Source organism: Mitsuokella multacida DSM 20544, from assembly GCF_000155955.1.
GTDB classification, from domain to species: Bacteria; Bacillota; Negativicutes; order Selenomonadales; family Selenomonadaceae; genus Mitsuokella; species Mitsuokella multacida.
In genome coordinates, this window is sequence record NZ_GG697142.2 from 728,446 (window position 1) to 741,022 (window position 12,577).

The following is a 12,577-nucleotide window of genomic DNA, read 5'->3' on the forward strand; positions in this document are numbered from 1 at the left end:
GTCAGTATACTGGATATACCGGCGGAGCTGGCTGCCCTTTCTCTGCGAAAGGGGGATGCAAATAGTTGAAAAGCCGTTGTTTTTAACTGTAAATTGAAGGAGCAACCGGCGATACGACCCGCCGGTTTTCCTATGCTTTGATTGTATCATAAGAGACATGCGCTTGCAAGCGAATCAGGCGTAGTGGCGCAGGATGCGGGTGACGGCGGTGTGGTAGGCGTTGCCGAAGAGGTGAAGGTGGTTGAGCAGGGGGTAGAGGTTGTAGAGGTCGCGGCGCTCGGGGTAGCCGGGGTCCAGGGGGCAGGCTTCTTGGTAGGCATCATAGAATTCGCCCGTGAAGCCGCCGAAGAGCTCGGTCTTGGCGATGTCGACTTCGCGGAAGCCGACACTCACGGACGGGTCGATGAAGACGGGGGAGCCGTCTGGTCCTGTCATGACGTTGCCGCACCAGAGGTCGCCGTGGAGCAGGGACGGGAAGTCGGGTTCGATGAGGCGGTCTTCCAGATGTGCGAGTAGCTGCTCGGCTAAGCGTTTCTCCTCTGACGAGAAATACGACCAACAGAGCTTGAGGAATGGCTGCAGGCGCTGCGTGCGGAAGAAGTCAACCCAGCTGTCGGATGGGCGATTATGCTGGCGCGTGGAGCCGGCGTAGTTGTCCTGCATGAAGCCGAAGCGGTGCCCGCAAGTGAAGGCAGTTGGATCCGAATGGTGGAGCTTGGCGAGCTCATAGCCGAGCTGCTGCCAATAGTCGCGGCTTTTCCGGGCGCTCTTCACGTAGCTCAGCAGCAGGTAGTTGCGACCGCAGCCGAGTACCTCGGGTACGGGCAGGCCGGCTTGCCTCAGTGCGGCGAGGCCGGAGGCTTCTGCCGTGAAGAAGTCGGCTGCAACGTTTGCATGTACTTTGAGGAAGAGGTCGCGGCCATCTTGCAATACAAGGTGATAGGCTTCGTTGATGTCGCCGCCTCCCACGGGAGCCTGTGCCACAATGCGTGCGTCTGGTCCGTAGAGGTGTTTCAGCTGATTGGCAAGACCGCTGGGGAGTGAGATATTTTCCTTTTGACCGTACATTATAATACGCCTCCTGATTCGATTGCTCCTGATTCGATTGTGTGATCATGTACTGGTAGCTGTACATGATCTATTATAATCCTATCAGGGCGTGCGCTCCAGGAGCTTGATCTCGGCGTCCTGGTATGCCTGATAGATAGCTTTGATGAACTGATGCTTGAGGATGTCCTGTGGCAGCTGTGTGTAGCGATTGATCAGGTACGTGATGATGCGGAAAACGTAGTGCAGCAAGATGATGCCGATGATCTGGCAGATGATGAAGACGGCGAGGTGGACATGCGGCCCGCCGTACTGGATTTCGTAGGCCAGACTGTCGAGGGATAAGGGCATGACGGTCATCCTTTCTATGGAGATGAAGAATAAAAGAATATGTGAGAGCAATCTTGCTGTGTACAATTGCAAGACATTCTAAGGCATCTGGATTAGAACTTCCCTAGGGGAAAAGGGAATTTTGAGCAAGGCGCCTTTCTTTTCGAAGTGCCATGCGCTAGAATGAGATGCAGAAAGGGGGAGTGCCTATGTTCCGTGATCTGGCACGCATGACGGCATCCTTGAAGGGGCCGCGTTACGAGGGGGCGTTGATTGCCAAGGCGGTATGGGAGCGTGAGCATGATGCAGGGGCCGGCATGCGCATCCTGCGCGATCACCACGGCTTGCTGGAAGTCATGGCCTTTGACGATTCGGGGCGGCTGACGCTCACGATGCTCTTGGGGCGTCCGGCACCGTCGCGGCCATCTGGACGGCTGGTACGGAGCAGGAGCCTTAAGCTGCTCGTGGATGGTGCGCCGACTCCTGCGCATCTTTCGCTCTGTTTCTCGGCGGAGTCGGTCCACGCATTCGTGCAGTCCGTTGGCGATACGAATGCGCTCCATGCGGGGCCAAAGCCGCTTGTGCCGGGGCTGGCCATCCTCGAAGCTGCGCTGCAGGGCATCGCGCCGGTGCGCCGTGCGGAGCTGCGCTTCTGCGGCGCATCCTTTGCCGGAGAGACGATCGAGCTGTCCGTGCAGCAGCGCCTGTAAGTGCTGTATGTATTATCCGTGTCCTGCTCTGTGCTATACGTCAACCAAGCAAGTGGACGATGTTGACAATAAAATGCGCTTATCCTATAATAAGGGGCATGTACAGCACAGAGAAATCAGAAATCTAGGAAACGGGGTAATACTATGGATTCGCGAATGTCGGCTTCTTCAATCACAGCAAGGGATATGACCAAGATAGCGCTCTGCGTGGCGTTCTGCTGCGTGACGGCGTATATCTCCTTTCCGCTGCCGTTCACGCCGGGCATGGTCACAGCGCTGACGCTGGCGCTCGGCGTCACGGCCTTCGTGCTGCCGCCGAAGCAGACGTTCCTGGCGCTCTTCCTCTACGTCCTGCTCGGCTGCATCGGCCTGCCGGTCTTTGTTGGCGGCACGGCCGGCTTCGGCAAGCTGTTCGGCCCGACGGGCGGCTACATCTTTGCCTGGCTTGTCGTCTATCCGATCATCAGCGCGCTCAAGGGGGCGAGACCGAACTTCAAGCGCTATGCGCTCGTCGACATCGTCATCGGTATCCCGCTGACGTATGTCGGCGGCCTGATCTCGATGATGCTCATCATGGACGTCAGCCTCGAGGCGGCACTTGTCATGGCGGTGCTGCCCTACATCCCGGGCGATATCATCAAATGCCTGATGGCTGCTTTCCTCGGCGTCAAGGTCAACGAAGCACTGGCACATAATCGATGAGAGACGTATTCATCGCGGCGGGGCTGCGCACGCCCATCGCGCATCGCGGCGGGGCACTCGCGCATGTTCTGCCGGAGGAACTCGGCGCGCGCGTCATCCGCGCCTTGCTGCGGCGTCTTGGGCTCGGGGGCGTGGAGCTGTCCGGCGTGCTCGCGGGCAATGCGGTGGGCACGGGCGGCAACATCGCGCGGCTCATGGCCCTGCGGGCGGGGCTGCCAGAAGAGGTGCCGTCCTGCACGGTCGACATGCAGTGCGCCTCTGCGGCGGCGGCCATCTCGCTGGCGGCGGCGAAGATCGCGAGCGGTCAGGGAGAATGCTTCCTGGCCGGCGGCATGGAGAGCGCCTCGCTGCAGCCCTTGCGGGTCTACGATGCGCGCGACCCGCGCCGCACACTCGTGCCGGACGGTGTCTATCGCACGGCGCAGTTCTCGCCTGGCGAACTGGCGGAGGATGCCATGCTGCGCGGGGCGGAGCGCGTCATGCAGCAGGAGGAGGTGACGCGCGCGGAGCTCGACGCGGCTGTGCTGCGCAGCCATCGCCTGGCGGTCGCGGCCTGGCGGGAAGGCCTGCTCGGTGATGTCGTCCTGCCGCTGCCGGAGTGCGCACGAGATACGGGCATCCGCCCGCATCTCACGCAGCGTTTGCTCGACCGGCTGCCGCCGCACTTTGGCCCGGGGACGCTGCTCAATGCGGGCAATGCCTGTGCGATTCACGACGGCGCGGCGTTCCTGCTGCTCGTCAGCGGCACGTTCCTGCGCCGCCAAAGGTGGAAGCCACTGGCCCGTCTGGTGGCGGCGGCCTCGCGCGGCGGCAAGCCGCAGGAGAGCCCGCGCGGCGCCATGCGCACGGCGGATTTCCTGCTCGCGCAGCAGGGGCTCCGCTACGGAGATTTGGCGGCAATCGAGTTCAACGAGGCGTTTGCCGTCATCGATGTGCTGTTCGCGCGGGCGCACGGCGATTATCTGGATCGCTACAACCGCCTCGGCGGGGCGCTGGCCTACGGCCATCCGTACGGCGCATCCGGTGCTGTCCTGGCCCTGCACTTGCTGCAATCGCTGCGACAGTCGGGCGGCGGCCTGGGGCTGCTCTCCATCGCTGGTGCCGGCGGCATGGGCGAGGCAATCTTGCTGGAATGTTGCTGAGCAGAGAGATAGAAGAGGAGTGGAGTCAGGATGAATAGGATGGAACAGGGAGCAGTCGAGTGTGAGAAGGCCAATCTGCGCGACTATGCGGCGCTGCTCTATTGGCAGGCGCAGCGCCGGCCACAGAAGCAGGCCCTGATCGTGGATGAGCGCGCGTTCACCTATGCGGAGCTCTGGCGGCGCGTCGCGGGCATGGCGGCCATGGCCATGGCGCTCGGCGTCCGCGGCGATGTTCTCGTGGCGGCCGATACGTTTGTCGACCAGCTCACGGCTTTTCTCGCGCTGCAGGCCGTGCGTGTGCGCCCTATCCTGCTGCATCATGGCCTTTCTGCAGAGGAGGTGCAGTCCATCTTGAAAGAGAACGGGCTGCAGGGCATCTGGCACTGCTCGCGCGAAGGCGCGCCTTTCTTCGGGCCGTCGGGGCTCGCGGAGCGGATGCACGAGGAGCCGGACGTCCTCGGCGTGCTGAGCTCGGGCTCGACGGGCACGCCGAAGGTCCTCTACCGCACGTACCGGAGCTGGGCGGGCTTCTTCCCCGTGCAGGATGAGGTCTTCCATGTCTGTGAGTCGACCGTCCTGTTCCTGCAGGGCAGCCTGAGCTTCACCGGCAATACGAATACGCTGCTCTCGGTGCTCTATGAGGGCGGTACGGTCGTGACGAGCGCCTTGCTGCGCTGCCATCTCTGGGAGGCTTTGCTGCGCCGCCATGCGGTGGACTGCATCTACCTCGTGCCGTCGAAGCTGCAGCTCTTGGGGCAGGTGCTGAAGGAGTCAGTCGCTACCGTGCGGACCATCTTCACGGGCTCGCAGCTCTTGACGCCATCGATGTTGCGCAGGCTCAAGGCGGTATTCCCGCAGGCAGAGATCTTGCTCTACTACGGGGCCAGCGAGCTCAACTACATCACCTATGCCATCTGCGATGACCCCGATCGCGACAGCCGCAACCTCGGCCGGCCGTTCCCGGGCATTGCGGTCGAGATTGGCGCGGACGGCCTGATCTACGTCACGACGCCGTACCACATCAGCGGTGTCACCATGCCGTTCTCGGTCAAGGACACGGGCACAATCAATGTGTGCGGCGAGCTGATCTTCGGCGGCCGGCGCGCGGCGTGGATCAACAAGGGAGGGTTCAAGATTAGCACGCTGCGCCTCGAGCTCCTACTCAAGGCCGTGCCGGGCGTCGAGAATGCCGCCGTGCTGCCTGTGCACGAGGAATGCCGCGGCGACGGGGCGGCCGCCTTCCTCGTCGCGGCGCGCGGGGCCTCTCCTGCGGACATCCGCCGCGCCGTGCGCCGCTCGCTTCTGCCTGTAGAGGTGCCGGATCGCATCGTCTTCCTGCCCGCGCTGCCGCTCAACGACCGCGGCAAGGTCGACCGCCATCAGCTCGAGCGCGCACTGGAGCAGGCACGGAGCCATGAAAAAAGAAAAATGCAGAATGGGTTGACAAGGGCTGGAGAGGCTCATATAATAAAGCCATCGACACAAGCGACAAGCGATGCGAAAGACATGGCTGCGGAGGATACCTCTTACAGAGAGGAGCACGATGGCTGAGAGTGCTTCATGAGTGTACCGGAGCTACCCCTTTCAAGCTTCCCTGCTGAACGCTGAGTAAGCGGGGACGGAGCACATTCTCCGTTATCAAATGCTGAGTGGCTGCTCTGCCTATGGGAGAGCGGCAATCAGGGTGGAACCACGATGCAAGAGCTTCGTCCCTCATAGGGACGGAGCTTTTTTATTTTCCTAGATTCAAGGAGGGCATATCATGTTAAAGATCACCATGAAAGACGGTGCAGTGCGCGAGGCAGAAGCCGGCATCAGCATCCAGGATTTCGTGAAACAGGTAAGCAACAGCCTGGCCAAGAAGGTGTTGGCTGCTAAGGTGGACGGCGAGACGAAGGACCTCACGACCGTCCTCGATAAAGACTGCAAGGTCGAGTTCCTGACGTTCGACGATGAGGACGGCCGCTGGGCCCTGCGCCACACGGCCTCCCATATCCTCGCACAGGCCGTCAAGCGCCTCTACAAGGCCGCGAATGTGCGCCTGGCCATCGGACCGGCCATCGACAATGGCTTCTACTATGACTTCGACATCGACCGCCAGCTGACGGAAGCCGACCTTGCGGACATCGAGAAAGAGATGAAGAAGATCGTCAAGGAGAACCTCAAGCTCGAGCGCAAGGAAGTCAGCCGCGAAGAGGCCCTGCAGTTCTTCGAGGAGAAGGGCGAGACCTACAAGGTCGAGCTCATCAACGACCTGCCGGAAGGCGAGAAGATCACGATGTACACGCAGGGCGAGTTCACGGACCTCTGCGCTGGCCCGCACGTCGTCTCGACGGGCAAGGTCAAGGCTCTGAAGCTCATGAGCATCGCTGGTGCTTACTGGCGCGGCGATGAGCACAACAAGATGCTGCAGCGCATCTACGGCACGGCCTTCGAGAAGCAGGCAGACCTCGATGCCTACCTCCACATGCTCGAGGAGGCCAAGAAGCGCGACCACCGCAAGCTCGGCAAGCAGCTCGACCTCTTCAGCCTGCACGAGGAAGGCCCGGGCTTCCCGTTCTTCCATCCGAACGGCATGATTGTCCGCAACGAGCTCATTAACTACTGGCGCGATGTCCATCGCCGTTATGGCTACCAGGAGATCAAGACGCCGATCATCCTGAACCGCCAGCTCTGGGAGACGTCCGGCCACTGGGATCACTACAAAGAGAACATGTATTTCACGAAGATCGACGGTGAAGACTACGCCATCAAGCCGATGAACTGCCCGGGCGGCATGCTCGTCTACAACTCCAAGCAGCATAGCTACCGCGACCTGCCGCTGCGCCTCGGCGAGCTCGGCCTCGTCCATCGCCACGAGAAGTCCGGCGAGCTCCACGGCCTGTTCCGCGTCCGCAACTTCACGCAGGACGATGCGCATCTCTTCGTCACGCCGGATCAGGTCGAGCAGGAGATCCAGCACACGATCGACCTCTTCGATGAAGTCTACAACACGTTCGGCCTGACGTACGTCGCCGAGCTCTCGACGCGCCCGGATGATTCCATGGGCACGGATGAGGACTGGGAACTCGCGACGAACGGTCTGCGCAAGGCTCTCGAGCACCGCGGCCTCGACTACATCGTCAATGAGGGCGACGGCGCGTTCTACGGCCCGAAGATCGACTTCCACCTCAAGGATTCAATCGGCCGTACGTGGCAGTGCGGTACGATCCAGTACGACATGCAGATGCCGGAGAAGTTCAACCTGACGTACGTCGGCGAGGATGGCGAGAAGCATCGCCCGATCATGCTGCACCGCGTCGTCTACGGTTCCATCGAGCGCTTCATCGGCATCCTCATCGAGAACTACGCCGGCGCTTTCCCGACCTGGCTCGCTCCGGTGCAGGCACGCATCCTGCCGATCACGGACAAGCAGGCGGACTATGCGTATGAGCTGCGCAAGAAGATGTTCGACCTCGGCCTGCGCATCGAAGTTGATGACCGCAGCGAGAAGATCGGCAAGAAGATCCGCGAGAGCCAGATGCTCAAGACGCCGTACTCCCTCGTTGTCGGCGACCAGGAGATGGCAGATGGCACGGTCGCTGTCCGCAAGTACGGCGAGCAGCAGAGCGAGACGATGAAGGTCGAAGACTTCATCGCCTACCTGCAGGAGCAGATTGCGACGAAGGCAAAGAAATTCTGATTCGCTTGCAGAAAATGAAAGATGAGGGTTGACACGGTATCTGTGCTGTGTTATACTCATCGAGTACGCAACAAGAAGGAGCCACCGCTTCTCACCTGATGATGAACAGTCAGCCGGGTTTATAGTATGAATTGATGGAGGTGGCTTTGTGCCGCCTCCTTTTTGTTTCTCTATTATAAGGTTGCAGACGTGATAACGTATCAGGATTATCAGGAGGTGTTTCCACTATTAGCAGGGAATCGTTAAGAATCAACGAACAGATCCACATCCGCGAAGTTCGCGTGACGAGCGCCACGGGTGAGCAGCTCGGTATCATGCCGACGCGCGAAGCACTGCGCATGGCAGAGGAGCAGCATCTCGACCTTGTCGAGGTTGCGCCGAAGGCGAAGCCGCCGGTTTGCCGCATCATGGATTTTGGCAAGTACCGCTATGAACAGCAGAAACGGGAGAAGGAAGCCAAGAAGAAGCAGAAGGTCATCAACATCAAAGAGGTCAAACTTCGCCCGAACATTGAGCAGCATGACTTCGATGTCAAGCTGAAGAACGCACTTCGCTTTGTCGAGGAAGGGAACAAGGTCAAGGTCACGATCATGTTCCGCGGCCGTGAGCTTTCGCATCCGGAGCTCGGCAAGGAAGTTCTCTCGCGTGTGGCTGCCGCCCTTGGAGATGCTGTCTCCATCGAGCGCAACGCCAAACTTGAGGGTAAGAATATGACGATGATCGTTGCACCGAAGGTACAGAAGTCATCGAAAAAGAAGTCGCAGAAGACGCAGACTAAGGGAGGAAATAGCAATGCCGAAAATTAAGACTCGCAGAGCTGCCGCAAAACGCTTTACTGTAACGGGCAGCGGTGAATTCAAACGCAACAAGGCTTTCAAGAGCCACATCCTGGAGAAGAAGTCTCCGAAACGCAAGCGCAACCTGCGCAAGGCTACGCTCGTAGCTGGCGCTGATTTTGGCCGCGTCAAGAACATGCTCCCGAACGGCTAATCCGCGGGACAATCGATATAGATATTTAGGAGGATAAGAACATGCCAAGAGTAAAAGTCGGCGTGACTGCACATAGACGTCATAAGAAGATCCTGAAGCTCGCGAAGGGCTACAAGGGTTCCAAGAGCAAACAGTTCAAGAAAGCAAACGAGACCGTCATGAAGGCGCTCTATTACGCGCGTCGTGACCGCCGTGCGAAGAAGGGCAACTTCCGTCGCCTCTGGATCGCTCGTATCAATGCTGCTGCACGTACGAACGGTATCTCCTACAGCAAGCTCATCAATGGCCTGACGAAGGCTGGCGTTGAAGTCAACCGCAAGATGCTGGCTGACCTCGCCATCTCCGATGAGAAGGCATTTGCTCAGCTCGTAGCTGTTGCAAAAGAGAATCAGTAATTCATGAATTCTTGATTCTATAGCCCGACGGGCGGCACGAAGGTGCTCCCGCCGGGCTTTTCGTTTAAGCGTTTTCAGTATTTCAGTAGTTCAGATAGGGGAGGACCTATGCTCATCGACAGTGCATCCAACAAGAAGATCAAGCTCATGGAGAGCCTGCGCCTGCGCAAGCACCGCGCGAAGGAAGGGCTGTTCCGCATCGAGGGCGTGCGCCTCTCAGAGATGGTGGCAGCGTCGGGCTGGGCTATCCGCTTCGGCCTCTATACAGCAGAGCTCGTGGAGAAGGAGCGCGGCAGGGCCCTCGTCGAAGCGCTGCAGGCAAAGTGTCCGCTCTACGAGATTGGTGCGGCGCTAGCTAAGAAGGTCGCCGCGACGGATACGCCGCAGGGCATCTTCCTCGTCGCGGAGCAGCAGAAGAAGAGCCTGCCACAGATGGCAGAACATCTGCAGCAGGCTGCGGCAAGAAAACCGCTGCTCGTCGTGCTCGACGGCGTGCAGGATCCCGGCAATGCGGGCACGATCATCCGCACGGCCGATGCGGTCGGCGCCGACGGCGTCATCCTGACGAAGGGCTCGGTCGATGTCTTCAGCGACAAGACTGTGCGCGCGACGATGGGCTCGCTCTTTCACCTGCCCGTCGTGACGGATGTCAGCGCGGAAGAAGTCGCCACCTTTGCGCAGGCGGCGGGCTGCCAGCTCTTGGCGACGGCGCTCGACGAACAGGCGAAGCCGCACTTCGCCGTGGACTTTGGCAAGGGCTCGCTGATCGCGTTCGGCAATGAGGGGGGCGGCGTCTCAGAGGAATTACTCGCGGCGGCAGAAAAGGTCTACATCCCGATGTACGGCGAAGCGGAGTCCCTGAATGTCGGCGTGTCGTCTGCTGTCGTGCTCTACGAGGCCGTGCGCCAGCGCCATTTTGCCTGAGGCGGTTGCTTGTTCACTCGCGCCAGACGAAGTAGAGGCCGAGCAGGCCGCTTGCGAGGGAAAGGGTCAGCGATGTGCTGCCCGGCTCGAGCACGTTGCTGATGGCGCGCATATTGCGCGCTTCCAGCGTGGCATCTGTGAGCGGCCAGTGCGTGCCTGTGAGATTGACGCCTTCGCAGCGCGGCGCGAGGGGCAGCAGGGAGATGGCCTTTGGCGCCTTGGCGGGCCGACAGCTTAGCGTTTCGCCGCCGCGCACGAAGGCAAGGGATTCGCGCTCGTCGGCAAGCAGGCAGGGCAGCGGCGCGAAGGCGCAGCTCGTCACGGTTGAGAGCGCGTGGTCGAAGCGTCCGCCGAATGCTCCTGTGACGATAGCGGCGGGGAAGCCAGCCTCGCGGGCGAGCTTCAGCGCTAGCTGCGTGTCCGTGTCGTCTTTCTCGACGGGGAACTGCTCAATCGGGATGTGCTGCTCTTTGGCGAGCTGCCAGGCGGCGGGCGCAGCGCTGTCGCCGTCGCCGATCAGGCGCTGCGGCCGGATGCCGGCGGCGAGGCAGGCGTCGAGCCCGTGGTCGACGGCCCAGACTTCGCGGCCCTTCGCTGCTTCGCGGAGCCACGCTGCTTCAGGCGCGCGGCCGCCGACGACGAGCAGGCAGGCATCTTGGAAACAGGCGAGCGGCCCCTGCAGGCGCAGCTGCGGCAGCTGCAGGCAGCCCGCCTTGGCCTGAGCATGCGCCGTGCACAGACCAGCTTCCTTTGGCATGGATCGGTTCGTGGATATGCTCATGGTAAGACCTCGATTTCATCAGACTTGTATGCTATAATCATTGTAATCAATATAAGCATAGCATGCCCGCAAGGCGCGGGCAAGATAATGCATATGATGCTAGACATTAGACGATTGAAAGGAGTTGGAACGGATGCTCACGTTTACCTACTACAGTCATTCCTGTTTCCTGCTGGATGACGGGACCTACAAGGTGCTCTTTGACCCATTCCTGACGGGCAACCCGAAGGCCGCCATCGCGGCTGCGGATGTGGAATGCGACTACATCCTCGTCAGCCATGCGCACGGCGATCACCTCGGCGATGCGCCGGAGATCGCGGCGCGCACGGGAGCGGCAATCGTCGCGATCCCTGAGGTGCTGGCGCTCTGCGAGGAGCGCGCGCCGGGGCTCAAGCAGTACCCGATGAACCTCGGCGGTTCGCTGACGCTGCCGTTCGGCAAGGTCCGCATGACGCTCGCACAGCACAGTTCGGGCGTCGCGGGCGGCGTGGCCTGCGGCTTCGTCGTCTACATGGGCGGTAAGGTCGTCTACTTTGCCGGTGATACGGCGCTGTTCCGCGACATGGAGCTCATCGGTCAGAAGAATCCGCTCGACTACGCCTTGCTGCCGATCGGCGACAACTACACGATGGGCCTCGAGGATGCCGCGCTCGCCGCACAGCTTCTCAATGTGCGCCACGTCATCCCCATTCACTACAACACGTGGCCCATCATCAATCAGGACGTGCGCCACTATAAGGAGATCACGGAGGCGATGTCGCGCGCAGAAGTCCACATCGTCGAGCCGGGCGGGAAACGGGTGCTCTGATGGAGCCTGTGTCACCCGCATCATCCGCAAGGGCGAGGCGCGAGAAGCTCATCGTCATCCTCGGGCCGACGGCTTCGGGCAAGACAGCGCTCTCCGTCGAGCTCGCAAAGGCGCTCCAGACGGAAATCCTGTCCGGTGACTCGATGCTCGTCTACCGCGGCTTCGACATCGGCGCGGCCAAGCCGACCGAGGCGGAGCGGCAGGGCGTCGCGCATCACCTCATCGACATCTGCAATCCCGATGAGCCCTACAGCGTGCCGCTTTTCCAGCAGCAGGCCAAGGCCATCATCCACCGCCTCAATGCGCAGGGCAGGGTGCCCATCCTCGCCGGCGGCACGGGCCTTTACATCAAGGCCCTGCTCGAGGATTATCAGTTCAATGAGACGGGGGAGCACGCGGCCTTCCGCCAGCAGATGAAGGATCTTGCCGCGCGTGAAGGCCTTGAGGCGGTCGCGGCCCTGCTCCGGCAGGAGGACCCCGTGGCGGCGGCTTCTGTCGACCTCAAGAACCCGCGGCGCGTGATCCGCGCGCTCGAAGTCGCGCACTTCGGCGAGACCATCTCGCGCACGAAGACCTTCGACGAGACGGCCGAAGACATGCAGGCGTGTCTCTACTACGATGCCTTCGTCATCGGCCTGCGCTGGCCGCGCGAAGCGCTCTACGCGCGCATCAACGAGCGTGTCGACCTCATGATGGCGGCGGGCCTCGAGCAGGAGGTGCGTGGCCTGCTCGCGAGCGGCGTCACGCGCGAGATGCCCGCGATGAAGGGCATCGGCTACAAGGAAATGGCGGCCTATCTTGCTGGTGAGATCACGCGCGAGGAAGCCGTGGAGGCCATCAAGGTGGGCACGCGCCATTTCGCCAAGCGCCAGCTGACCTGGTACCGCAAGATGCCCTACATCCACTGGTATGAGCCGGAAAGTCAGACGCAGTCTGAACTTTTGCGCATGATTTTGACGGATATGGCAGGATTTTTGCAAGAATGAGCGAATTAAGATAAAAGATGAGCAATCATCTGGCGGACTGCTGTGCGCTTTGCTGGCAGCCCAACTGGATCCATTTTCTT

General features: G+C 60.8%; 14 protein-coding genes. 11 read left to right on the forward strand and 3 right to left on the reverse strand.

All coding sequences use genetic code 11. The features are described from left to right. Positions 1 to 174: 174 nt before the first annotated feature. Positions 175 to 1,068, reverse strand: coding sequence for a fructosamine kinase family protein (locus MITSMUL_RS10250; protein WP_005842428.1), 894 nt, complete (start codon positions 1,066 to 1,068; stop codon positions 175 to 177). An 84-nt stretch (positions 1,069 to 1,152) separates the two neighbouring features. Then, complete coding sequence (locus MITSMUL_RS10255; RefSeq protein WP_147653012.1) at positions 1,153 to 1,398, reverse strand: hypothetical protein; 246 nt, start codon at positions 1,396 to 1,398, stop codon at positions 1,153 to 1,155. A 188-nt stretch (positions 1,399 to 1,586) separates the two neighbouring features. Here MITSMUL_RS10255 and MITSMUL_RS10260 point away from each other — a divergent pair, with 188 nt between their 5' ends. From MITSMUL_RS10260 to MITSMUL_RS10300, 9 genes are all read left to right on the forward strand, one after another. Beyond that, positions 1,587 to 2,087, forward strand: a complete 501-nt coding sequence (locus tag MITSMUL_RS10260) for a hypothetical protein (protein ID WP_040636228.1) — start codon at positions 1,587 to 1,589, stop codon at positions 2,085 to 2,087. Between the two features lie 186 nt (positions 2,088 to 2,273). Beyond that, positions 2,274 to 2,789 carry a biotin transporter BioY gene (locus MITSMUL_RS10265; RefSeq protein WP_244944598.1) on the forward strand — a complete coding sequence of 172 codons (516 nt, stop codon included), beginning with the start codon at positions 2,274 to 2,276 and terminating at the stop codon, positions 2,787 to 2,789. Beyond that, a complete protein-coding gene (locus tag MITSMUL_RS10270) occupies positions 2,786 to 3,931 on the forward strand; it encodes a thiolase family protein (RefSeq protein WP_005842438.1) in 1,146 nt (381 codons plus the stop codon). Before MITSMUL_RS10265 ends, MITSMUL_RS10270 begins: the two co-directional genes overlap by 4 nt. 39 nt (positions 3,932 to 3,970) lie before the next feature. After that, positions 3,971 to 5,482: an AMP-binding protein gene (locus MITSMUL_RS12195; protein ID WP_050751678.1), complete on the forward strand. Its 1,512-nt coding sequence runs from the start codon at positions 3,971 to 3,973 to the stop codon at positions 5,480 to 5,482. Between the two features lie 211 nt (positions 5,483 to 5,693). Further along, positions 5,694 to 7,613, forward strand: coding sequence for a threonine--tRNA ligase (thrS, locus tag MITSMUL_RS10280; protein WP_005842442.1), 1,920 nt, complete (start codon positions 5,694 to 5,696; stop codon positions 7,611 to 7,613). Positions 7,614 to 7,840: 227 nt separating this feature from the next. Further along, complete coding sequence (gene infC, locus MITSMUL_RS10285) at positions 7,841 to 8,419, forward strand: translation initiation factor IF-3 (protein WP_040636232.1); 579 nt, start codon at positions 7,841 to 7,843, stop codon at positions 8,417 to 8,419. After that, positions 8,406 to 8,603 carry a 50S ribosomal protein L35 gene (gene rpmI / locus MITSMUL_RS10290; RefSeq protein ID WP_005842446.1) on the forward strand — a complete coding sequence of 66 codons (198 nt, stop codon included), beginning with the start codon at positions 8,406 to 8,408 and terminating at the stop codon, positions 8,601 to 8,603. Before infC ends, rpmI begins: the two co-directional genes overlap by 14 nt. 41 nt (positions 8,604 to 8,644) lie before the next feature. Beyond that, positions 8,645 to 8,998 (forward strand): 50S ribosomal protein L20, encoded by a 354-nt coding sequence (gene rplT, locus MITSMUL_RS10295; RefSeq protein ID WP_005842448.1) that lies wholly within the window; start codon positions 8,645 to 8,647, stop codon positions 8,996 to 8,998. A 108-nt stretch (positions 8,999 to 9,106) separates the two neighbouring features. Then, positions 9,107 to 9,922: a TrmH family RNA methyltransferase gene (locus MITSMUL_RS10300; RefSeq protein ID WP_005842450.1), complete on the forward strand. Its 816-nt coding sequence runs from the start codon at positions 9,107 to 9,109 to the stop codon at positions 9,920 to 9,922. Positions 9,923 to 9,935: 13 nt separating this feature from the next. Here the strand turns inward: MITSMUL_RS10300 and MITSMUL_RS10305 are convergent, their stop codons facing one another. Further along, positions 9,936 to 10,679 carry a thiamine diphosphokinase gene (locus MITSMUL_RS10305; RefSeq protein ID WP_005842454.1) on the reverse strand — a complete coding sequence of 248 codons (744 nt, stop codon included), beginning with the start codon at positions 10,677 to 10,679 and terminating at the stop codon, positions 9,936 to 9,938. 157 nt (positions 10,680 to 10,836) lie between these two features. On the opposite strand from MITSMUL_RS10305, the gene MITSMUL_RS10310 reads away from it, so the two are divergent. After that, positions 10,837 to 11,511 (forward strand): metal-dependent hydrolase, encoded by a 675-nt coding sequence (locus MITSMUL_RS10310; RefSeq protein WP_005842455.1) that lies wholly within the window; start codon positions 10,837 to 10,839, stop codon positions 11,509 to 11,511. Continuing rightward, positions 11,511 to 12,497, forward strand: coding sequence for a tRNA (adenosine(37)-N6)-dimethylallyltransferase MiaA (gene miaA / locus MITSMUL_RS10315; RefSeq protein WP_005842457.1), 987 nt, complete (start codon positions 11,511 to 11,513; stop codon positions 12,495 to 12,497). Before MITSMUL_RS10310 ends, miaA begins: the two co-directional genes overlap by 1 nt. Positions 12,498 to 12,577: the final 80 nt, after the last annotated feature.